Genomic DNA, 21736 nt, shown 5'->3' on the forward strand with positions numbered 1-21736 from the left:
GTCCCCTCGTGGCCCGGTCCCCTCGTGACCAGGTCCCCTCGTAGCCCGGCCCCCTCGGACCAGGTCCTCGTCACCAGGCCCCCGTGCGTTCAGGCGGGGCCCGGACCGGACCCCAGGAACTCGCTGATCAGCTTCGTCGTGGTGCGCGGCGACTCCTGGTGCGGGAAGTGCCCGACCCCCGGCAGCACGTGCAGCGCCGAGTTCGGCCCCGCCCACTGGCCCGACGCGGTCGCCGTCGACTCCAGCACCACCGGGTCGAGCGCGCCGTGGACCTGGAGCACCGGCACCTCCAGCCGGCGGTCGATGGCCTCGGCGAAGCGGCGGCCGTCGCTGCGCAGCTGCGAGCGCACGGCCCAGCGGTAGTACTCCAGGGCGCTGTGCGCGACCCCCGGCACCAGGACCGCCCCGCGGTTGCGCCGCACCACCTCGTCGAACTCCGGCGACGCCGTCCACTTCGGACCGGACCAGGCGGTGAACAGGCCGCCGACCGCTGCGGCGCCGTCCCTGGTCAGCCCGCGCTCGGGCAGCAGCGGCAGCTGGAAGCGGAACACGTGCGCGCTGGCGCGCCCCTGGCGGCGGGGGTGGCGGCGGATCGCCCGGCGCAGGGCCAGCGGGTGCGGCGCGGCCACCGCGGTCACCGAGGAGACCAGGCGGGGGTGCATCGCGCCGACCGTCCAGGCCAGCATCCCGCCCCACGCGTGCCCGACCAGGTGCGCCCGCGTCGCGCCGAGGGCCTTGACCAGCCCGGCGACGTCGCCGGCGAGGGTGAACCCGTCGTAGCCGCGCGGCGGCTTGTCCGAGTCGCCGTAGCCGCGCAGGTCCACGGCCACCGCCCGGTACCCGGCCTCGGCCAGGGCGGGCAGCTGGTGCCGCCACGTCCACCAGAACTCGGGGAACCCGTGCAGCAGCAGCACCAGCGGCCCGTCGCCCAGCTCCGCCACGTGCAGGCGGATGCCGTTCGCGGACACGTCCCGGTGCGCCCAGGGGCCGGGTACCCGCGAACTCGACGGGTCGGGTGGCGGCACGGCCGTCAGCGGCTCTCGCCGCGGTGCCGGATGGCGGCGACGGTGTCCCTGGCCGAGTCGATGGTCCGCTGCGGCGCGCGCAGCTTCCGCACCTTGCGCACGCCGAGGAACGCGAACCCGCCCGCCACCAGCAGCATCAGCAGGAACGTCACCAGGAACGAGAACGAGGTGGGCCAGTCGAACGCGTCGGTGAAGAAGAACGCGAGGGCCATGAACGCGAAGAACGAGCTGAACAGCAGCACCGTCAGCGCGACGATGAAGTAGACGCTGCCCTTCACGCCCTTCTTGATCTCACCCGCGACCTCGGACTTGGCGAGTTCGACCTCCGCCCTGACCAGGGTGGACAGGTGGGCGGTCGCATCGCGCACGAGACCGCCGATGGAGGTCTCGTGCGCGATCGTCGCCGGGCTCTCCGCGGTCAACGGGATCGACGGGACAGGTGGCAGCCCGCTGCCGTTGGTGTTCTCCCGAGCGCTGGTCACCGCGCCATCGTGCCATGCACGGGCGGTCGAGGCCGCTCGACCGGCGGATCACTTCCCGGCGTCGGCGCGTCGGCGCGCCGGTGTGCGCGGCTGCGGCGGACGAGCGGGCTCACCGGGAACCACCCCGGCGCGGGCGAGGGGGGCGCCCCCGGACCGGGAGCGCCCCCCTCGCGTCACCTCGTGCTCAGTCCTCCGAGGCCCCGGACTTCAGGCCGCTGGAGATGAGGTCCATGACGGACGAGTCGGCCAGCGTGGTGACGTCGCCGATCTGCCGGTTCTCGGCCACGTCGCGCAGCAGCCGGCGCATGATCTTGCCCGAGCGGGTCTTCGGCAGCTCCGGCACGACCATGATCTGCCGGGGCTTGGCGATCGGCCCGATCTCCTTGGCCACGTGCTCGCGCAGCGCCTTGATCGCCTCCGCGCCGTCGGAGCCCTCGGCCACGCCGCCGCGCAGGATCACGAACGCCACGATGCCCTGGCCGGTGGTCGCGTCGGTCGCGCCGACGACCGCCGCCTCGGCCACGGTCGGGTGCGAGACCAGCGCGGACTCGACCTCGGTGGTGGAGATGCGGTGCCCGGACACGTTCATCACGTCGTCCACCCGGCCGAGCAGCCAGATGTCGCCGTCCGCGTCGTACTTGGCGCCGTCGCCCGCGAAGTAGAAGCCCTGCTCGCCGAACCGGGACCAGTAGGTGTCGCGGTAGCGCTCCTCGTCGCCCCAGATGCCGCGCAGCATCGACGGCCACGGCTCGTCGAGCACCAGGTAGCCGCCACCGCCCTTGGCGACCTCGACCCCCTGGTCGTCCACGACCTTCGCCGAGATGCCGGGCAGCGGGCGCTGCGCCGAGCCGGGCTTGGTGGAGGTCGCGCCGGGCAGCGGGGAGATCATGATCGAGCCGGTCTCGGTCTGCCACCAGGTGTCGACGACCGGCGTCGTGCCCGCGCCGATGTTCTCCCGGTACCAGATCCACGCCTCGGGGTTGATCGGCTCGCCGACGCTGCCGAGCACGCGCAGGCTGGACAGGTCGTACTTGGCCGGGATGTCCGCGCCCCACTTCATGAAGGTGCGGATCAGGGTGGGCGCGGTGTAGTAGATCGACACGCCGTACTTCTGGATGATCTCCCAGTGCCGGCCCTCGTGCGGGGTGTTCGGGGTGCCCTCGTAGACGACCTGCGTGACGCGGTTGGAGAGCGGGCCGTAGACGATGTAGGTGTGCCCGGTGACCCAGCCGATGTCGGCGGTGCACCAGTAGACGTCGGTGTCGGGCTTGAGGTCGAACACGGCGTGGTGCGTGTACGACGACTGGACCAGGTAGCCGCCCGAGGTGTGCAGGATGCCCTTCGGCCGGCCCGTGGTGCCCGAGGTGTAGAGGATGAACAGCGGGTGCTCGGCGTCGAACGCCTCGGGGGTGTGCCGGTCGGACTGGCGGTCGACCACGTCGTGCCACCACACGTCGCGGCCCTCGGTCCACTCGACCTCGGTGTCCGTGCGCTTGACCACGAGCACGTGCTCGACGCTGCCGGCCTTGGCCACGGCCTCGTCCACGGCGGGCTTGAGCGGGGCCGGCTTGCCGCGCCGGTACTGGCCGTCGGTGGTGATCACCAGCTTGGCCCGCGAGTCCTCGATGCGGGTGCGCAGCGCCTCGGCGGAGAAGCCGCCGAACACCACGCTGTGCAGCGCGCCGAGGCGGGCGCAGGCGAGCATGGAGAAGATCGCCTCGGGGACCATCGGCATGTAGATGGCGACCCGGTCCTCGGCGCCCACGCCCAGCTCGGTCAGCGCGTTGGCGGCCCTGGAGACCTCGCGCTGGAGCTCGGCGTAGGTGATGGCGCGGCTGTCGCCGGGCTCGCCCTCCCAGTGGATGGCGACCTGGTCGCCGTGGCCGGACTCGACGTGCCGGTCGACGCAGTTGTAGGCGACGTTGAGCTTGCCGCCGACGAACCACCGGGCGAACGGGGCCTCGGACCAGTCGAGCACCTGGTCCCACCCGCCGGCCCACGACAGCCGCCCGGCCTGCTCCGCCCAGAACGCCTCGCGGTCGGCGTTCGCCCGGTCGTACAGCTCGGCGGTGGCGTTGGCCTGCGCGGCGAACTCCTCGCTCGGCGGGAACGTCCTGTTCTCCGTCAGCAGGTTGTCCAGGGCGGCGTGCGGCTCTGTCATGGCGGGGCGTACCTCCTGAATCCGTGGGGTGCGCACCGACCGTAGTGCGATCCAGCTCACTGCGCACCCAAAAGGTTCAGACCAATTTCGGTGGTCTCCGAAACGCGTGGGTAACTGTGTAACCCGCTCGGAGGCCCCTGACCATGGTGTTCCCGACGAACGACACCAAAGTTGCGACAAACGGCACGTGGCGTGAGCCTGGTCACGCGGTGAGGCGGGCCTTCAGCGAGGGCCACTCCTCGGCGGTCATCGAGTACACGACCGTGTCGCGCAACGTCCCGTCCGGCCGGACCCGGTGCACGCGCAGGACGCCCTCGCGGGTCGCGCCCAGGCGTTCGACGGCGCGCTGGGAGCGCTCGTTGCGCAGGTCGGTGTGCCAGCCGACGCGGTGCGCGCCGAGCTCCTCGAACGCGCGCCGGAGCAGGAGGAACTTGGCGTTGGTGTTCAGCGCGGTGCGCTGCCAGCGGGTGCCGATCCAGGTGTGGCCGATGTAGAGGCCGCGGTGCCGCGGGTCGATCTCGTAGTAGGAGGTGGTGCCCGCGACCTCGCCCGTGCGCGGGTCGACCTGGGCCCAGGCGAGGCGGTCGGGGTCGGCCAGGGCGCGCTCGACGTAGGCGCGGGTGTCGTCGAGGTCCCTCGGCTGCGGCGTGTTCATCCAGGTCCAGGTGTCCGGGTCCCGGCCGGCCGCGTGCAGGCCCTCCACGTGGTGGAGGTCCAGGGGCTCCAGGCGGACGTGGTCCCCGATGAGGAGAGGACGGTCGTACCAGGTCATACCCCGAAGCTAGTCCCGGAAGTGGCTATCCGTAATGGCCAATCCCAACGTCTTTCAAGAGACCACTTACCGACGGGTAGTGTTCGGTGCCGTGACCGACCCGCTCGCCCCGCTGCTGGACCTGCCCGGTGTGCCCGAGGCCGTCGCCTCGGCGCGCGACGCCGTGTTCCAGGTGCACCGGCACCGCGTGAACCTGCGCGGCTGGGCGACCACCGCGGCCGAGGCGTCCGTGCGGGCCGCCCGCGCGTCGGCGGCCGTCGACGGCGGCCCCACCGAGATCCCGGCCGACGGCGAGGTGACCGACCCGGTGCTGGCCGGCTCCCTGCGCGTGGCCGAGGCGCTGGGCGTGCTCCTGCCGACGTGGCAGCGCGCGCCCCTCCAGGCCCTGGCCAGGCTGCACGTGCTGGCCGCCGCCGACCTGGACCCCGACCCCGGCCGCCCGCGCCTCGTGCCGGGCGTCGCCGAGCGCCTGGACCTGCTGGCCCACCTGGTCACCGGCGGCACGTCGGTCCCCGGCCCGCTGCTGGTGGCCGTCGTCCACGGCGAGCTGATGGCGCTGTCGCCCTTCGCCACCGCCAACGGCGTGGTCGCCCGCGCCGCCGCCCGCCTGACGTCGATCTCGACGGGCCTGGACCCCAAGTCCCTGGGCGTCCCCGAGGTCCTGTGCCTGCGCCGCCGCACCGACTACGACACCGCCCTGCACGCCTTCTCCACCGGCACCCCCGAGGGCATCACCCAGTGGGTCCTCTTCTGCTGCCAGACCCTCCAGTCCGGCGCCCGCGAGGCCCGCGGCATCGCCGACGCCGCCACCCCCTGACCCGCGCGAGTCGTACCTCCAGCCCGCGCGAGTCGTACGTCCAGACCCCCCGAACTACACGTTCAGACCGCGCGAGTCGAACACTCGCGACCACCGTGTCGAACGCTCAGGACCCCCGAGTTCCACGTTCGCGCCCTTTCGGGGGTACTTGAACGTAGAACTCGGGGGTCCTGGAGGTACGACACGGTCGTCCTGAACGTACGACTCGCGCGGGTCAGAGGAGTTTCGCCAGGGTGGTGGCGGCTCGTTCGGCCTCGTCGAAGGTGTTGTAGAGCGGGGCGAAGCCGAAGCGGAGCACGTCGGGCGGCCGGTGGTCCCCGATGACCCCGTGCTCGACGAGCTCGTCCACGAGGCGCAGGGCCTCGGGGTGGCGCAGCGAGACCTGGTGGCCCCGCCACTCGTCGGCCGGGGTGATCACCTCGACGCCGGGCAAGGGCTCCACCAGGTCGCGGAAGCGGGCGGTCAGCGCGAGGCCCTTGGCGCGGACGTCGGTCAGGGACACGTGGTCCCACACGTCCAGCGCGGCATCCAGGGCGAGCATCGAGATGATGTCGGGGGTGCCGACGCGCGCCCGGGACACGCCTGGGTCGGGCCGGTACTCCGGGTCCATCGCGAACGGCACCTCGTGCCCGGTCCACCCGGTCAGCGGCTGCTCGAACCCGGCCTGCCCGTGCTTCGGCACGTAGATGAACGCCGGCGACCCCGGCCCGCCGTTGAGGAACTTGTACGTGCAGCCGACCGCGAGGTCCACGCCCAGCGCGTCCAGCTCGATCGGCAGCACGCCCGCGCTGTGGCACAGGTCCCACACCACCTTCGCGCCCACCGCGTGCGCCTGCCGGGTCAGCTCCGCCATGTCCAGCAGCCGCCCGGTCCGGTAGTCGACGTGGTTGAGCAGCACGACCGCCGTGGTGTCGCGCAGGTCCAACTCCTCCGGCGGCGCGGGCCGCAGCGCCAACCCGGTCAGCTCGGCCACCGACCGCGCCACGTACCCGTCGGTCGGGAACGTCCCGGCGTCCACCACGATCTCCGACCGGTCGGTGTTGCGCACCGCCGCCATGAGCGCCTTGAACAGGTTCACGCTGGTCGAGTCGGCGACCACCACCTGCCCGGGTCCGGCGCCGATCAGCCGCCCGATCCGGTTGCCGACCCGCTCCGGCGCCTCCCACCAGCCCTCGGACCAGCTGCGGATGAGCCGCCTGCCCCACTGCTCCCGCACCACCTCCTGCACCCGCGCGGCCACGTTCCTCGGCGGCGCCCCCAGGGAGTTGCCGTCGAGGTAGACGACGTCGTCGTCCAGGTCGAACAGCTCGCGGACGTGCGCCAACGGGTCGATCACACGTAGCTCCTCGCGGTCCACAGCTCCGGGAACACCGAGCGCCGCGTGCGCTTCTCCAGCCACGCGACCCCCGCCGAGCCGCCGGTGCCGGCCTTCGCGCCCATCGAGCGCCGCGTGGCCAGCAGGTGGTCGTAGCGCCAGCGGGCGAACTCCTCGGCGATGTCGGTCAGCGCCTCGCCCAGTTCGAGCAGGTCGCGGGAACCGCCGCGGTAGACGTCGGCCCACACCCCCTCCACGGCGTCGCTCGGCTCGTACGCCTGGCTGAGGTCGCGCTTGAGCACCTCGTCGGGGATCGGCAGGCCCTGCCGCTGGAGCGCGGCGAGCACGTCGTCGTACAGGCTCGGCTCGTGCAGCAGCGCCTCCAGCGCGTCGTGCTGCGCCGGCACGGCCCGGTGCGGCCCCAGCATCGAGCGGGACTTCTCGCCGAGCAGGAACTCCACCTCGCGGTAGCGCCCGGACTGGAAGCCGGAACCCTCGCCGAGCGCGTCGCGGAACGAGTTGAACTCCGCCGGGGTCATCCGCGCGATCGGCCGCCACGCCGCGTTCAACGCCTGCATGTGCAGTTCGCTGCGGCGCAGGGTGCGCACGGCGGCCCGCAGGTCGTCGGCCCGCAGCTCCTTCTGCGCCTGCCGCCACTCGAAGCACAGCAGGCCGAAGTACAGCTCCATGACCTGCGTGATCACCAGGAACGACATCTCGCGCGGGTCGTCGGACCACTGCCGTTGCAGGCCGTGCAGCACGGAGGCGTGCACGTAGTCCTCGTAGGGCGTCGTGCCGCCGAAGTCGAGCTTGGGTGAGACGGGACAAGTCATGAACCCAATGATGGGTGGACGAAAGGGTGAACTGAATGGGCAACGCACGTTGTCGACCAGCCATCTTCTTGCGTCCGTGAACCCGTGGGGCCGGTAGCTTTCGGTTCGTGAACATCGAGCTTGACCGCGTGGACTGGGCCCTGCTGGAAGCCCTCCAGCAGGACGCGCGACTGTCGTACAACGAGCTGGCCCGGCGCGTGCACGTCTCGCCGCCCACGGTCGCGCAGCGCGTCCGGCGGCTGGAGAACGCGGGCGTCATCACCGGCTACCGGGCCGCGGTCGACCCGACGGCGGTCGGCCGCTCGGTGGTCGCCCTGGTGCGGATGAAGTGCTACGGGCCGCGGTGCATCACGGTGCACCCGGAGCTGCTGGACGACTGCCCCGAGGTGGTCGAGGTGGTGCGGCTGACCGGCGACATCTGCTCGGTGGTCAAGGTGGTGACCACCTCGGTCAGCGAGCTGGAGCGGCTGCTCGTGCGGTTGGGCGGCTACGGCGAGACGTCCAGCGCGATGGTGCTGTCGACGCCTATCCCGTGGCGCCCGGTGACAGCCGGCTGAGCGCCTGCCGGACGTGCCCCTGGGTGATCTCCAGCGCCTCGGCCGCCTGGGCCGCGGGCGCGCCGGACAGCAGGTGCACCAGGGCCACCTTCAGGTCGCCGCCCGCGTCGGTCAGCGCGGTGGTGCACTCGTGCTCCGGCAGCCCGGTCGCCTCGCGCAGGATGCGCACGGTCCGGCCGCGCAGCTTGGCGTTGGTGGCGCGCATGGACACCATCAGGTTCGAGTAGGTGCGCCCCAGGCGGACCATCACCGCGGTGGAGAACGAGGTCAGCACCAGCTTCTGCGAGCTGCCCGCCTTCATCCGGGTGGAGCCCGCGATCGCCTCGGGACCGGTGTCGACCGCGATCAGCACGTCCACGTCGACCGGCGCGGGCGCGGACGGGTTGTTCGACACCAGCACCGTGCTGGCGCCCAGCAGCCGGGCCTCCGCCAGCGCCGCCAGCACGAACGGGGTGCGGCCGGACGCGGTCACGCCCAGCACGACGTCGCCGGGCGCGGCGTGCTGCCGGATCTCGGCCGCGCCGCTGGTCGCCTGGTCCTCCACGTCCTCCACGGCGTGCACCAGGGCTTCCCGCCCGCCCGCGTGGTGGGCGACGAACCAGTCCGGCGGCGAGTTGAACGTCGGCACCAGCTCGGCCGCGTCGAGGGTGGCGAGCCGGCCGGACGTGCCCGCGCCCACGTAGTGCACCCGCCCGCCCGCGCGCAGCGCCACCACGGCCAGGTCGGCGGCCCGCGCCAGCTCGGGCAGCACGGCCGCCACGGCGTCCGGGACCAGGTGGTCCTCGGTGTTGATCAGGCGCAGGACCTCCAGCGTGGAGAGCCGGTCGATGTCGCCGGTCCTGGGGTTGCGGGCCTCGGTCGGGGAGTCCACGCGGACCGCGACGTCGTGCCGGGGCGGCGTCATTTACCGGTCTCCCGTCGGCGCCTGCCGTCCGGCCGGGCGCCCAGGCGGTGCCCGGACACCGCGTGGTAGGTCGCCTCCAGGGCGGTCTTGGCGCTGTCCACGTGCAGCTGCGCGACGCCGATGAACAGGCAGTCGATCACGGTGAGCTGCGCGATCCGGCTGGCCATGGCGCCGGAGCGGAACGTGGTCTCGCGCGCGGCCGTGGTGAGCACGTGGTCGGAGACCTCGCTGATCGGCGAGCGCGGGAAGTTGGTCAGCGCCACGGTGGTCGCGCCGTGGTCGCGGGCGACCCGCAGGGCCTCCACGGTCTCCGAGGTGGAGCCGGTGTGCGAGATGCCCACCGCGACGTCGTCGCCGGTCAGCACGGCCGCGGAGGTGAGCGCGATGTGCGTGTCGTTCCAGGCGAAACAGGTTCGCCCGATCCGGTGAAGTTTCTGCTGGAGGTCGAAGGCGACGAACGCGCTGGCCCCGAAGCCGTACACGTCGACCCGCCGGGCGCCCGCGACCGCGTTGACGACCGCCTGGAGCGTCTCGACGTTCAGCTGCTCGGCGGTCTCCTCGACGGCCCGCGCGTCGGCGAACGCCACCTTGCCCACGACCTGCCGCAGGTCGTCGGCCGGCCCGATGTCACCGCCGAGGTCCCGGTCGGTGCGCGCGGCCGTGCGCGCGGTGTCGGCGGCCAGCGCGATGCGCAGCTCCGGGTAGCCCCCGACGCCGATGGCCTTGCAGAACCGGGTCACCGTGGTCTCGCTGGTGCCCGCGGCCTCGGCGACCTCGGTGATGCTGCGGTGGGCGACGGTCGCCGGGTTCTCCAGCACCACCTTGGCGACCCGCTGCTCCGCGCGGGCCAGGCCCGGCAGGAGGGAGCGGATGGTCACCAGGGGACTGGCCTCGGCGGTGTTCTCGGTGGACACGTGGGAAACTTACTAACCATTCAAGGAACGGTCAACGGAGAGTGGGCCCATAACACCCCAAACCGTGACCTTGGGTGACTACCGGTCCGCGACTCGCCACCCAACGGAGTGAAGTCCGGCGGGTTCCCGCTCCGCGTCTAGCAACACACCGTGTTGGTCGGTGACGCGCACGGCGTCCACGTACACGCCGCGACCGCCGTAACCCGTGCCCCGGGCGTACCGCCAGCGGTAGCTCAGCGCCGCCTCGGTCACCACCTCGACCCGCTGCCACCGCCGCTGCCCGTAACCGGCCAACACCTGGACATCGCGCCAAGTGGCGCCGTCGTTAGTCGCCTCCACGACAACCCGGTCCCCGGGATCGAGGTCGACGAACGCGGAGAACGACAACCGCTGCTCACCGGCCTGCCGCGCGAGGTCGCGGGTGGCCAGCACGGCGCCGTCGGCCTCCGGCGTCCACGCGGTGCCGCGCCGCGGCGACACGGCCAGCGCCCGCGCCAGGCCGTCGGCCACGACGCGCCGGGCCGGGTTGATCGAGCCCCAGTCGCGGGTCGGGTGCACGCGGTTGGTCAGCAGGATCGCCATCGACCGGGACAGCGGGTCGAGCACGAGCGTGGTGCCGGTGAACCCGGTGTGCCCGGCGGCCCGCGGCGAGGTCAGCGCGCCCATGTACCAGCGCTGGTCCAGCTCGAAGCCCAGGCCGTGGGAGTTGCCGGGGAAGCCCTGGTTGAAGTCGGTGAGCATCAGCTCGACGGTCTCCTCGCGCAGGATCCGCCTGCCCGCGTGGTGCCCGCCGTTGAGGATCGCCTGGCCGAGCACGGCCAGCTCGCGCGCCGTGGAGAACACGCCCGCGTGGCCCGCGACGCCGCCCAGCGACCACGCGTTCTCGTCGTGCACCACGCCCCTGACCACGCCCCGGCCGGCCTGGTGCTCGGTGGCGGCGATGCGGTCGAGCTTGCTCGCGGGAGGGTTGTAGCCGGTGTCCCGCAGGCCCAGCGGCGCGGTGATGCCCTCGCGGACCAGGTCAGCCAGCCCCCTGCCCGACCACTTCTCGGCCAGCAGGCCGAGCGTGATCAGGTTGAGGTCGGAGTAGACGTACCTCGTGCCGGGCGGGTTGACCGGCCTGGTGTCCATCACGGCCTTGAGCCGGGACGGCACGTCCGGGTACTGCGACCACAGCGGCAGCCACGCCACCAGGCCCGACGTGTGCGTGAGCAGCTGCCGGACGGTGACGGCCTCCTTGCCGTTGACGCCGAACTCCGGCAGGTGGCGGGCGACCGGGTCGTCCAGCTCGAACTTCCCCCGTTCGTGCTGGCGCATGACCACGATCGAGGTGAACAGCTTCGAGATCGACGCGAGGTCGAAGATCGTGTCGCGGGTCATCGGCACCCGCTGGTCCTCGGGCAGCTCGGTGGTGGCGTCGGCGTAGCGGACCGCCCAGCCCGTCGGCTCGTGGGTGACCACGGCGCCCTCGTGCGCGTACAGCGTGACCGCGCCCGAGAACAGCGGGTGGCCGCTCGCGTCGGCCTGCGTGTAGCGCTCCACCTGCGCCAACGCTTCGTCCAGGGGTGCCGGGTCGAGTCCCACGCGCTCCGGGGTACCCGATCGCAGCACGCTGTTCGACCACCCCTCGTGCGGTCGGTCGAACCGGGCCTCGCGACCCCCGGCGGCGTGCGCGGGCACGCCGGTCAGCAGGGTGGTGGCGATCAGCAGGGCGGGGACGCGCATCGCTCCTCCATCTACCGGTAGCGCAGGTGGGGCCTTCGGGTGCGCTCGAACGCGGCCAGCTCGTCCTGCCAGGCCCCGACCACCTCGTCGGTGCCCGCGCCCGCGTCGACCATGCGGCGCAGCCGGTCGGAGCCGCTGAGCTTGTCGATCCAGTTGTCCGGCCGCCACCCGAACCGGTCGGGGTAGCGGGCCTTGGCCGCGACGATCATGGCCACGGCGGTGCGGGGCGCGTCGAACCGGCTCGGGTCGGTGAGGTGCAGGGCCACCCCGCCGCACAGCTGGTTGGCGAACTTGTGGAAGGTCGGCGTGAAGTACGCCTCGCGGAACCGGACGCCGGGCAGCCCCAGCGCGTTCAGGTCCTCGGCCCACCGCCAGTCCAGGCCCGGCGCGCCGATGGTCTCGAACGGGCGCGTGGTGCCGCGGCCCTCGGAGAACACCAGGCCCTCGAACAGGCACGTGCCCGGGTAGACCAGCGCCGTGTCGCGCGTGGGCACGTTCGGGCTCGGTGGGACCCACGGGAGGCCGGTGTCCAGGTCGTCGCGCCGCCAGCCCCGCACCTCCACGACGTCCAGGCGCTCCACGCGACCGCCGTCGTCGGGCAGGAACTCGGCGTTGAACAGCAGCGCCAGCTCGCCCACGGTCAGGCCGTGCTGCTGGACGACGGGCTTGCGACCGACTCCCGTGGCGTGCGCGGGGTCGAGCTGGGGACCGCGGGACGTGCCGCCGACCGGGTTGGGGCGGTCGAGCACGACGAACTCGGCGCCGGTGGCCGCGGCGGCCTGCATGGCCGTGTACATGGACCAGATGTAGGTGTAGAAGCGCGCGCCCACGTCCGCGATGTCGAACACGACCGTGTCCACGCCCGCCTTGGTGAACATGCCGGCGAGCTTGGTGGCGTTCGCGCCGTACGCGTCGTAGACCGGGATGCCGGTGCGCGGGTCCCGGTAGTCGCCCTCCGAACTGCCCGCCTGGGCGGTGCCGCGGAAGCCGTGCTCCGGGCCGAACGCGGCGACGGGCGGGCGACCGGCGGCGACCATGGAGTCGACGACGTGGGTGTGGTCGCGGAGCACGCCGGTCGGGTTGGTGACCACGCCGACCCGGCGGCCCGCGAACCGGTCCCACCCCCGCGCGGCCAGCTGCTCCGCGCCGGTCTCGACCCGGCGCGGGCGGCTCGGCCCGCGGTGGTCCTCCGCGCCCGCCGGCGCGGGTGCGGACAGGGCGGGCACGGCGAGCGCGCCGGCCCCGGCGACGAGGAAGTGCCTGCGGTCCACCCGGACTCACCAACCCAGGCCGTGGCCGAAGGGGTACGGCCGCGGTCCCGGCACGGCCACCGGGAGCTTGCCGCTGGGTCGGACCTCGCCGGTGATCACACGGGCGAGTGAGGCCATCGCGACGGGCCCGGAGGCGTAGGTGGCCAGCCACGTCGGCGCGTCGGTGTGCGCCACGTCGTACGGGTTCTGCACGGCCACGGCGACCACGGGGGTGCCGGTGGCCAGGAGCGCGGTCAGCAGGGCCCGCTGCGCGGGTTGCCGGGACAGCGCGTTGGTGAGCACGACGACGAGGTCGGCGGCGCCCGCGGCGCGCACCGCGGCGGCCACCTGCGCTTCGGTCGGCGCGGTGCCGGTGGGCAGCGCGGTGCCGCCCAGGGTCGAGGCCAGGGTGCGGGTCGCCGTCTCGCCCCAGCCGGTGACCAGCGGCGCGGTCGGGCGGGCCGCCAGGGGCAGCACGCCGGCGTCGTTGCGCACGGCGGTCACGGTGCGGTCGGTGATCTCCCGCGCGGTGGCCAGGTGCGCGGCCGCGCCCACGGTCGAGTCGACCCGCGCGGGGCTGGTGGGCGGGCTGGTGAGCACGCCGCGCAGGAGCTTCATCCGCAGCACCCGCAGCACGCTGCGGTCGATGCGCTGCTCGGTCAGCTCGCCGGCGCGCACCGCCGCGACCACGCTGCCGATCGCCTCGCCCAGGTTCATCGGCATGAGCAGCTGGTCGACGCCCGCCTTCAGGGCCAGCACGGGGATCTCGGCGTCGGGGTGGAGCTGCCGGACGCCCGCCATGGCCAGGGAGTCGGTGATGACCACGCCGTCGTAGCCCAGGTCCTCGCGGAGCAGGTCGATGGCGGGCTTGGACAGCGTCGCGGGCTCGCCCGACGGGTCGATCCCGGGCACCCGGATGTGCGCGGTCATGATCGAGTCGACGCCCGCGGCGATGGCGGCCTCGAACGGCGGGGCGTCCAGGGCGCGCCACTGCTCCGCGGTGCGGTCGACCACCGGCAGGCTGGTGTGGCTGTCCTCGGCGGTGTCGCCGTGGCCGGGGAAGTGCTTGGCGGTGGCGCTGACCGCGTGCGGGGACAGCGGGTGCTGCTGGTAGCCGCGCACCTGGGCGGCGGTCAGCTCGGCGGCGAGCGCCGGGTCCGAGGAGTACGAGCGCACGCCGATGACCGGGTTGGCCGGGTTGGAGTTGACGTCCGCGTCCGGTGCGAAGTTCTGGTTGATGCCCATCGCGCGCAGCTCGCGGGCGGTGGTGCGGGCGGCGCGCTCGGCGTCCCGCGCGCTGCGGCCCGCGCCGAGGGCCATGTTGCCGGGGAACTGGGTGGCGGGCGGGCCGATGCGGGTGACGAGGCCCATCTCCTGGTCGGTGGAGATGGCCAGCGGGATCCGGCCGGCCGCCTGGAGGCCGTTGGAGAGGGCGGCGATCTGGCGCGGGGTGTCGATGTTGTCGTAGCTGGAGTTGTTGAAGTAGACGACGCCGCCCGGCTGGTGCCGCGCGACCACCTCGGCGGGGGTGGCCACGCCGAAGTCGCGCAGGTTGCCGGGGTGCGCCTCGTCGGCCGACTGGCCGTGCACGTAGGTGACGAACAGCTGGCCGACCTTCTGCTCCAGCGTCATGCCGCGGACCAGGGTGGTGACGGCGCGGACCTGGTCGGCGGCGCCGGGGTCGGCCGCGGGGGCGGCGCCGGCCGGGGCGGACGCGGCGGAGGCCGCGACCACGACGGCGGCGAAGAGCGGACGGAGCACTTCGACCTCCCCACTGGGAATCATCCACCACTAGTGGCGACAATCGGCAAGTTACCCACGTAGCTGGGGCGGGTCAACGGTGTCGTGCCGCGGGGGAATTGTCCTGGGGAGCACCGACAGGATCGCGTCGTGCGCGGTCACCCGATCGGGCGAAGTTGGCGGAATTCGGGGTCACCACGGCGGTTCGGGTCCACGACGGCGGCGCGCAAACAGACGGTGGGCCCCTCCGGGGAGGGGCCCACCGTCGCAGCGCGGGCTGTCGAGTTACCAAGCGTGCAACTCGTGTCGTACCGACCTGGCCTCGGCGTCCGGCGTCCCGGTACGCAGGCCCTAGACGACAAGCCTCCCGCGGCGTGCTGCGCGTGGGTGTCTCGAAGTCCGCGTACGGAGCTCTGCCGGGGAGGGCGAGGCTTCTCCTCCGCTTCGCCCCTGGCCGACCCGAGGTCCGCACTTCATTTGTAATCCGTGTTCGGCGTCACAGCAAGGGCTCGATGGGGTGCACCGTTCAAGCGACGTTCCGTAGCGGCTTTCCCGGTGGGACAGGGGTTTCCGCTCACGCGCCGGGTTCGGTACCGCTGTCCGGGGCATGGACGGGTGAATCAGCTCCGGCGGCGCCTGCGCAGGCCGTACCAGGCCACGCCGGCCGCCGTCGCCGCGCCGAGGCCGAGGGCGGTCACCGCGACCGCCGTGCCCGAGGGGCGCGGGATGCGGGCCCGCAGCGAGACCGGGTCGGAGAAGGTGAGCACGGGCCACCCGCGCTGCGCCGCGACCTTGCGCAGCGCGCGGTCCGGGTTGACCGCGGTGGGGTGGCCGACCGCCTCCAGCAGCGGCAGGTCGCTGATCGAGTCCGAGTAGGCGTAGCAGCGGGACAGGTCGTAGTCGTGCTGGTCGGCCAGCTGCTTGATGGCGATGGCCTTGTTCTCGCCCGCGCAGTAGAAGCCGACCTCGCCCGAGTAGCGGCCCTCGGCGACGACCATCCGCGTGCCCACGCTCAGCGTCGCGCCGATCATCGTCGAGATGGGCGCGACCAGTTCCTCGCCCGAGGCCGACACCACGACGACGTCGTGGCCCTCCTCGCGGTGGTCGCCGATGAGCTGCGTGGCCTCCTTGTAGACCAGGGGGTCGACGATGTCGTGCAGCGTCTCCTCCACGATCGAGCGCACCTGCCCGACGTCCCAGCCCTCGCAGAGCGCGGTGATGTGCGAGCGCATCCGGTCCATCTGGTCGGCGTCGGCGCCGGCCAGCATGAAGACGAACTGCGCGTAGGCGCCCTTGAGCACCGCGCGCCGGTTGATGAGGCCCTCTTGGAAGAAGGGCCGGCTGAACGCCAACGTGCTCGACCTGGCGATGACCGTCTTGTCCAAGTCGAAGAACGCGGCGACTCGACTGCCCTCGTTGGCGCGATCGGTCACCGGTCAAGCTTAGGCGGGGGGAGGGTCCGGTCCGCCGGCACTCGTTCGGCGTTTTACGAACTGAATGTGCGGTCGGCCGAATTTTCGGCGTCCCTCGAACGGAAGACACGCAAGACCCCGCCCCAGGGGGATACAGTAGACGGGTCCGGTTCGACCGGACAGGTTCAGTCCGACCCCCGGGACTGAACCATCGGCGACCCCCGTCCCTCCCCCCTGGCGGGGGTCGTCCCATGTCCGGGGTCGGTTTCCGGCTCCCCCGCGTGGACCGCCGAAGGCGTTCGCGGCCGGTTCCATCGTCTTCTGAACTTTTTTCGCGTCTGTGGGACGGGTTAGCCCGACCGGGTGCATCCGGGCCTGATCCGACCGACCTGTCCACAGGCCCCCGAGTTGTCCACAGCTTGATCTTGCCCCGTTGTGTCCTTCCTCACCGCCCGAGACCGTGGAACCCGAACATCCACGACTCGGGCTCGGGAGGGGCGATGAAGCGACCGGTGGCCTTGGTGGCCGACGCGGTGCTGGTCGACGAGGTGCTGCACGCGGCGGCGGTGGTCGGCTGCGAGCTGGAGCGGGTGGCCGACGCGGGCGAGCTGCGCGGCCGCTGGGCCGGCGCGCCCGCGGTGGTGCTGGACGAGGGCGCGGTGGTCGCGTGCGCGGCCGCCGAGCTGCCGCGCAGACCCGGGGTGCTCGTGGTGAGCACCGGTCCACCGGGCTCGGCCACCTGGCGGTGCGCCCTGGCCCTGGGCGCGGAGCAGGTGTTCGAGCTGCCCGGCGGCCTGACCGGGCTGGGCGCGGCGCTGGCCGACGCGGTCGAGGGCTCGGCGGGCGGCGGCAGGGTGCTGGCGGTGGTGGGCGCGCGGGGCGGCGCGGGGGCCTCGGTGCTGGCGGTCGCGGTGGGCCAGGCCGTGCTGGCCGCCGGCGGCCGGGCGCTGCTCGTCGACTGCGACCCGCTCGGCGGCGGGCTGGACCTGCTGCTGGGCGCGGAGCGGCAGGAGGGCCTGCGCTGGTCCACGTTGCAGCTCAAGGAGGGGCGGGTGCCCGCGGCGGCGCTCCACTCGGCCCTGCCGGGGCGTGAGCGCGGGAAGGGCAGGCTGTCCGTGCTGTCCTGCGGCAGGAGCGGCCCGGGGCCCGTGCCGGAGGCCGTGGTGGCGGTGGTCGAGGCGGGCAGGCGCGCCGGCGGGACGGTCGTGTGCGACGTGCCGCGGCAGCTCACCGGGGCCGCGTGCGCGGCCCTGGACCGGGCCGACCTGGTGGTGCTGGTGGTGCCCGCGGACGTGAAGGCGTGCATGGCCGCCAAGGGCCTGGTCGAGCAGGTGGCGGCGCGCGGCGTGCGGATGCGCGCGGTGGTGCGCGGTCCGGCGCCCGGCGGTCTGTCGACGGCCGAGGTGGCGGACGCAGTGGAGCTGCCGCTGCTCACCACCATGCGCTCCGAGCCGGGGCTGGCGGCCGCCCTGGACAACGGGCGCGTCCCGCGCACCGGCCGGGGACCGCTGGCCAAGGCGGCGCGTGAGGTCCTGGCGGTGCTCCATGCGCGCTGACCGCGAACCGACCGTGGTGCGGCACCCACTGCACCGCCCACCCCCGGGGTTCCGCACCTGCCGCCCGCACGTGCCGCCGGACGAGCGGGGCGAGGCGTCGGGGCTGCCGTTCCCCCGGGCCCCGATCGAGGACCGCTTCGCGCGCCTCGTGCGGTCGGCGGTCGCCGTCCTGTCCGCACCGCTCGGCCTGCCCGCACCGCTCGTCCCGGCTTGTGTCGACGTCCCGGCTCGCGTCGACGGCCCGCGCGGTGACGCGGCCACCCCGTGGGCACCTCCCCGCCTCACGACCGGATTCCCGTCCGGCACCCCCGTCGCCCACCCCGTTCCCCCCGCCCGGCAGCGGGAACCCCACCCCGAGGAGTCAGGCCGTGGCTGACCTGGTCGAACGCGTTCGCCAACGCCTGGCCAACGGACCCGCCGACCTCACCCCCGCCTCCGTCGCGGCGGCGGTGCGCGGCGAGGCGGGCGGCGTGCTCGGTGACGAGGACGTCCGGCGCGCGCTCACCGTGCTGCGTCAGGAGTTCGTCGGCGCCGGTCCGCTCGAACCGCTCCTGCGCGACCCGGGCACCACCGACGTCCTGGTCACCGCGCCCGACCAGGTGTGGGTCGACGGTGCCGAGGGACTGCGCCGCACCGGGGTCGCGTTCCCCGACGAGCCCGCCGTCCGGCGGCTCGCCCAGCGGTTGGCGGTGGCGGCGGGCCGCCGGCTGGACGACGCCGCCCCGTACGTGGACGGCTGGCTGCCCGGCTCGGTCCGGCTGCACGCGGTGCTGCCGCCCGTCGCGCCGACGACCTGCCTGTCGCTGCGCGTCCTTCGCCCGGCCGCGCACGACCTGGCCGCACTGGAGGCGAGGGGCACGTTCAACGCCGAGATCGCCGCCCTGCTCCGGGCGATCGTGGTGAGCAGGCAGGCGTTCCTCGTGGTCGGCGGCACGGGCTCGGGCAAGACGAGACCCACTCTATGACACCCTTCCGGCATGAGCACAACCGGTTGCGCGATCTATGCGCGGATCTCTGAAGACCGCGAGGGTGCGCACCTCGGCGTCGACCGCCAGGTGGCGGACTGCCGCGAGTTGGCCGCCCGGCTGGGTTGGGACGTCGTGCACGTCTTCACCGACAACGACATCTCGGCGTACTCGGGGAAGCCGAGACCGGGCTACCGGGCCTTGCTCGCCGCGATGCGCGACGGCGAGATCGGCGGCGTACTCGCCTGGCACACGGACCGGTTGCACCGCAACGTCCGGGAACTTCTCGACTACATCGCCACGAGCAACGCGGGCGGCGTCGACACCCACACGTGCCGGGCCGGTCAGCTCGACCTGACGACCCCGACGGGCCGGGCGTCGGCGATCACCCAAGCGGCGTGGGCCGCGCAGGAGAGCGAGCACAAAGCGGACCGCGTCCGGCGTGCCCGCCTGGAGGCGGCCCGGGAGGGCCGTTGGCAGGGCGGCGCGAGGCCGTTCGGGTACGGGGCGGACGGGGAGTCCCTAAACCCGGCGGAGGCCGCCGAGATCGTCAAGGCGGCGGAGGCGATCCTGGCCGGCGGCAGCCTGCGCAGCGTGGTCCGCGACCTGAACGCGCGAGGCGTGACGACCACGTTCAACAAGGACGAGTGGTCCACGATCGCGTTCCGCGACGTCCTGCTCCGGCCGCGCAACGCGGGCCTGGTTGTCTACCAGGGCGCGATCATGGAGGGCGTCAAGGGGCGCTGGCCCGCGATCCTCCCGGAGCCGACGTGGCGCGCACTGATGGCCTTGCTCACCGACCCGGCCCGGCGCACGAACGGCGCGAACAACAAGGTCAAGTGGCTCGGCTCCGGCCTGTACCTGTGCGGCGTGTGCGAGCGGCCCACGCTCCGGGCCAGCGTCGCCGGGGGCTCGCGGGCACCCGCCTACCGGTGCTCGTCGCGGGACCGGCAGGTGACCGGCCCGCACGTGAGCCGCCGCGCCACGGCCGTGGACGAGGTGGTGGAGCGCGTCCTGGTCGAGCGGCTGTCGCGGCCAGACGCGGTGGACCTGCTGCGGCGTCGCACGGACGCGGTGGACGTGGCCGCGCTCAACGCCGAGATCCAGGCCGTGCGCCACCAGCTCGACGCCTTGGACGACGACCTGGACGCGGGCACCATCAGCCGAGTGCGCTGGGCACGCCGCAACGAGCGGCTGAAGGTCCGCCTGGACGAGCTGGACAAGGCGTTGGCGGGCGCGGTGCGCGTGGACCCGCTGGCCGGGGTCGTCGGCGCACCCGACGTCCACCGCGTGTGGTTCGGCACGCTGCCCGACCGCTCCGACGGCCTCGACCTCGGACGCCGTCGGTCCATCCTCGACGCGGTGGTCACGGTCACCGTCCGGAGGCAGGCACCGGGCCGCCGCGCGGACGGCTCGTACTTCGACAAGAACTCGCTGAGCTGGGACTGGAAGGACGCGCGGTGAGCGGCTGGGGAGAGGTGCGGCTGGCGTGCACGTGCGGCCGGACCGGTCGCCGGCCCCGCCGGATCGAGCTGTTCGAGCTGCTGGACGGCGCGTGGACGGGCGAGAACTGCGGACCGCTGGCCGACGGGCCGACCCTGCCGGACGCGCAGCACCCGGAGGACGCGTTGCCCGGCAAGGGGCACTCGCGCGTGTTCCAGCGGCCCGGCGGCGCGGTGTGGCGCGGACGCTGTCCCACGTGCGCGGCGACGGGGGACCGGCGCGGGTCGGTGACCCTGCCCGTGGACGCGCTGACGGCGCTGCTGGACCGGTGGGAGGCGGCCGGGGGCGGGCGGCTCGACCTGTACGACCTCACGCACCGGCCGGACAAATGGTGGTTCGTGGTGGATGGCGTGGCCGGGAGCGCGGCTAACCTCGGCGGAGAAAGTGCATCATCCCGTCCTTGATCTGTTCGATGTTCCCGTAGTAGCCCTGGGACGACTCGTCCATGCCGATGAAGTCGCCTTGCGGCCAGTACTTCCTGGTGATGCCGAACTTCTTGATCTGCCCTGGGCGCATATGCCCCATAGGGTGCGCATTTCGCAGGCTGCCGTCGGTCAGCAGTGCGACGTACCACGACGAGCTCTCGTTGTCCGACACTCCAAAGATCCAGCCGTTACCGATGGTTTTCGGAGTCGGTACGGAGTTCCCGTACAAGCTGCGGATGGCGTGAACGGGACGGGGGGCCACCCCGCGTTTGCGCAGTGCGGCTTGAAAGTCTGCCGCTAACTCGGCGATGCGGGCATCGTGCTCTTGTGCGGCGCGCTCGTCGACGCGCTTCCGTGTCGCCTCAAGCTCGTCATACCGTCTGAGATCGTCTTCTAAGCCCATACCTAGCTACAGTAGGTGCCAGGACGGTCGGCGCGGACGCCGTCGAAAGAAGTGCCGCGCACCCCGGTCCTCCGGGAAGCCGCCCCGCTACGCGGGCGTGTGGCCTCCGACCTGGACGCCCTTCGGCGTGCCCAGGAGCACCGATGTCAGCAGATCCCGTCGTGGAAGCTCGCGCGCACCTCCAAGAAGTTCGGCCGCGACCACGAAGCCACCCGCCAGGCCCGCGCCGCGTACCAGGAGGCGCGGCTGGTGTCGTACGTGCAGGCCACCGTGGACGCCGCGCCGCCGCTGTCCCCTGAGACCCGGGCGCGGGTCGCCGCGATCCTCGCGGGCTCGCCCGCCCTCGACGCCGCGTCCACCGAGGAGGCCGCCGCGTGACCGCCTCCGACGTGTCGACCATGTCGCTGCCGCAGCCCGGCGGCGAGGAACCGGCCGCCCGCTTCCGTGCCGCGCTCGTGCGGGAGGCCGGCGCGCCGTCCGCCGTGCCGCTCGGGCAGCAGCTCGCGCGGCTGCTGGAGAGCTGGGCGGGGCCGCTCGCGCTCAACGAGGACGGGGCGCTGGTCGGCCGCGAGGCGGGCCAGGCCGTGCTGATCACGACGGACGTGCTGCGCGACATGGTCGCGAGGCGCAACGTCGTGCCGCAGCTCGGCGTCACGCCGGGAGCGGCCGACCTGGAGGCGGCCGTCAAGCTCGCGGCGGGCCGCGCCCGTGCGGAGCGGGAGCGCCAGGTCGTGGCCGACGAGCACCGGGCCGACCGGCAGCGCGTCGAGCTGGTGGAGGACGTCGAGCGCGCCGAGCGCCGCGCCGAGTTGCTGCGCGCGCTCGCGGAGCTGGACGCCCGGCCGCAGCAGGCCCCGGCGGAACCGCCGCCGGGGTGGACTCGCGTACTGCGGCGCGGATGACGGTCGTGCCCCGGTCACGGCCGGGGGCATGACCACGAGGCCGCCCCGGGCACGTCGCCGGGGCGGCCTGGTTAC

Annotated in this window: 21 protein-coding genes and 1 pseudogene; 9 read left to right on the plus strand and 13 right to left on the minus strand. The window is 73.3% G+C overall.

What is annotated here, in order from left to right; translation table 11 throughout:
- Positions 1 to 89: 89 nt before the first annotated feature.
- The 4 genes from Q5530_RS05385 to Q5530_RS05400 all read right to left on the minus strand — a co-directional run bounded on the left by Q5530_RS05385 (position 90) and on the right by Q5530_RS05400 (position 4440).
- The gene (locus tag Q5530_RS05385; protein ID WP_380632274.1) at positions 90 to 1025 is read right to left on the minus strand and encodes an alpha/beta fold hydrolase; all 936 of its coding nucleotides are present in this window, start codon (positions 1023 to 1025) and stop codon (positions 90 to 92) included.
- Positions 1026 to 1030: 5 nt separating this feature from the next.
- Positions 1031 to 1507: a phage holin family protein gene (locus tag Q5530_RS05390; RefSeq protein WP_415361075.1), complete on the minus strand. Its 477-nt coding sequence runs from the start codon at positions 1505 to 1507 to the stop codon at positions 1031 to 1033.
- A gap of 184 nt (positions 1508 to 1691) precedes the next feature.
- Entirely contained in the window at positions 1692 to 3668 is a 1977-nt protein-coding gene (gene acs, locus Q5530_RS05395; RefSeq protein WP_415361076.1) for an acetate--CoA ligase, read from the minus strand.
- A gap of 202 nt (positions 3669 to 3870) precedes the next feature.
- On the minus strand, positions 3871 to 4440 hold the full coding sequence (locus tag Q5530_RS05400; protein ID WP_415361077.1) for a GNAT family N-acetyltransferase: 570 nt from the start codon (positions 4438 to 4440) through the stop codon (positions 3871 to 3873).
- A 91-nt stretch (positions 4441 to 4531) separates the two neighbouring features.
- On the opposite strand from Q5530_RS05400, the gene Q5530_RS05405 reads away from it, so the two are divergent.
- Positions 4532 to 5257, plus strand: a complete 726-nt coding sequence (locus tag Q5530_RS05405; protein ID WP_415361078.1) for an oxidoreductase — start codon at positions 4532 to 4534, stop codon at positions 5255 to 5257.
- Positions 5258 to 5471: 214 nt separating this feature from the next.
- On the opposite strand, the gene kynU is transcribed toward Q5530_RS05405, so the two are convergent.
- Both kynU and Q5530_RS05415 read right to left on the minus strand, forming a co-directional pair.
- On the minus strand, positions 5472 to 6593 hold the full coding sequence (kynU, locus tag Q5530_RS05410) for a kynureninase (protein WP_415361079.1): 1122 nt from the start codon (positions 6591 to 6593) through the stop codon (positions 5472 to 5474).
- A complete protein-coding gene (locus tag Q5530_RS05415; protein ID WP_415361080.1) occupies positions 6590 to 7405 on the minus strand; it encodes a tryptophan 2,3-dioxygenase in 816 nt (271 codons plus the stop codon). The genes kynU and Q5530_RS05415 overlap by 4 nt, the downstream gene beginning before the upstream one ends.
- A gap of 107 nt (positions 7406 to 7512) precedes the next feature.
- On the opposite strand from Q5530_RS05415, the gene Q5530_RS05420 reads away from it, so the two are divergent.
- Positions 7513 to 7962, plus strand: a complete 450-nt coding sequence (locus Q5530_RS05420; protein ID WP_415361081.1) for an Lrp/AsnC family transcriptional regulator — start codon at positions 7513 to 7515, stop codon at positions 7960 to 7962.
- Here the strand turns inward: Q5530_RS05420 and murQ are convergent.
- The 6 genes from murQ to Q5530_RS05450 form a co-directional block, all read right to left on the minus strand.
- Positions 7931 to 8866 (minus strand): N-acetylmuramic acid 6-phosphate etherase, encoded by a 936-nt coding sequence (gene murQ, locus Q5530_RS05425; RefSeq protein WP_415361082.1) that lies wholly within the window; start codon positions 8864 to 8866, stop codon positions 7931 to 7933. The two genes, Q5530_RS05420 and murQ, sit on opposite strands and share 32 nt — an antisense overlap.
- Positions 8863 to 9780 carry a MurR/RpiR family transcriptional regulator gene (locus Q5530_RS05430; RefSeq protein ID WP_380632258.1) on the minus strand — a complete coding sequence of 306 codons (918 nt, stop codon included), beginning with the start codon at positions 9778 to 9780 and terminating at the stop codon, positions 8863 to 8865. Before Q5530_RS05430 ends, murQ begins: the two co-directional genes overlap by 4 nt.
- Positions 9781 to 9858: 78 nt before the next feature.
- Positions 9859 to 11505 carry a serine hydrolase domain-containing protein gene (locus tag Q5530_RS05435; RefSeq protein ID WP_415361083.1) on the minus strand — a complete coding sequence of 549 codons (1647 nt, stop codon included), beginning with the start codon at positions 11503 to 11505 and terminating at the stop codon, positions 9859 to 9861.
- A gap of 11 nt (positions 11506 to 11516) precedes the next feature.
- Positions 11517 to 12776, minus strand: coding sequence for an exo-beta-N-acetylmuramidase NamZ domain-containing protein (locus Q5530_RS05440; RefSeq protein ID WP_415361084.1), 1260 nt, complete (start codon positions 12774 to 12776; stop codon positions 11517 to 11519).
- Positions 12777 to 12782: 6 nt separating this feature from the next.
- Positions 12783 to 14516: a glycoside hydrolase family 3 protein gene (locus Q5530_RS05445; protein WP_415361085.1), complete on the minus strand. Its 1734-nt coding sequence runs from the start codon at positions 14514 to 14516 to the stop codon at positions 12783 to 12785.
- Positions 14517 to 15115: 599 nt separating this feature from the next.
- A complete protein-coding gene (locus Q5530_RS05450) occupies positions 15116 to 15928 on the minus strand; it encodes an HAD family hydrolase (RefSeq protein WP_380632251.1) in 813 nt (270 codons plus the stop codon).
- Positions 15929 to 16407: 479 nt separating this feature from the next.
- On the opposite strand from Q5530_RS05450, the gene ssd reads away from it, so the two are divergent.
- From ssd to Q5530_RS05475, 5 genes and pseudogenes are all read left to right on the plus strand, one after another.
- Positions 16408 to 17463 carry a septum site-determining protein Ssd gene (ssd, locus tag Q5530_RS05455; RefSeq protein WP_415361086.1) on the plus strand — a complete coding sequence of 352 codons (1056 nt, stop codon included), beginning with the start codon at positions 16408 to 16410 and terminating at the stop codon, positions 17461 to 17463.
- Positions 17453 to 17839 carry a hypothetical protein gene (locus Q5530_RS05460; RefSeq protein ID WP_415361087.1) on the plus strand — a complete coding sequence of 129 codons (387 nt, stop codon included), beginning with the start codon at positions 17453 to 17455 and terminating at the stop codon, positions 17837 to 17839. The genes ssd and Q5530_RS05460 overlap by 11 nt, the downstream gene beginning before the upstream one ends.
- Positions 17832 to 18413: pseudogene (locus Q5530_RS05465) on the plus strand (ATPase, T2SS/T4P/T4SS family); the annotation flags it as partial. The gene Q5530_RS05460 and the pseudogene Q5530_RS05465, both read left to right, overlap by 8 nt.
- 27 nt (positions 18414 to 18440) lie before the next feature.
- Entirely contained in the window at positions 18441 to 19892 is a 1452-nt protein-coding gene (locus Q5530_RS05470) for a recombinase family protein (RefSeq protein WP_415361088.1), read from the plus strand.
- The gene (locus Q5530_RS05475) at positions 19889 to 20335 is read left to right on the plus strand and encodes a hypothetical protein (protein ID WP_415361089.1); all 447 of its coding nucleotides are present in this window, start codon (positions 19889 to 19891) and stop codon (positions 20333 to 20335) included. Before Q5530_RS05470 ends, Q5530_RS05475 begins: the two co-directional genes overlap by 4 nt.
- On the opposite strand, the gene Q5530_RS05480 is transcribed toward Q5530_RS05475, so the two are convergent.
- Positions 20298 to 20759: a hypothetical protein gene (locus Q5530_RS05480; protein ID WP_415361090.1), complete on the minus strand. Its 462-nt coding sequence runs from the start codon at positions 20757 to 20759 to the stop codon at positions 20298 to 20300. The genes Q5530_RS05475 and Q5530_RS05480 overlap by 38 nt on opposite strands.
- Positions 20760 to 20858: 99 nt before the next feature.
- Here Q5530_RS05480 and Q5530_RS05485 point away from each other — a divergent pair, with 99 nt between their 5' ends.
- A complete protein-coding gene (locus tag Q5530_RS05485; RefSeq protein WP_415361091.1) occupies positions 20859 to 21137 on the plus strand; it encodes a hypothetical protein in 279 nt (92 codons plus the stop codon).
- Positions 21134 to 21661 (plus strand): hypothetical protein, encoded by a 528-nt coding sequence (locus Q5530_RS05490; protein ID WP_415361092.1) that lies wholly within the window; start codon positions 21134 to 21136, stop codon positions 21659 to 21661. The genes Q5530_RS05485 and Q5530_RS05490 overlap by 4 nt, the downstream gene beginning before the upstream one ends.
- Positions 21662 to 21736: the final 75 nt, after the last annotated feature.

This window comes from Saccharothrix sp. BKS2 (genome assembly GCF_047689505.1).
GTDB lineage: Bacteria > Actinomycetota > Actinomycetes > Mycobacteriales > Pseudonocardiaceae > Actinosynnema > Actinosynnema lopnurensis.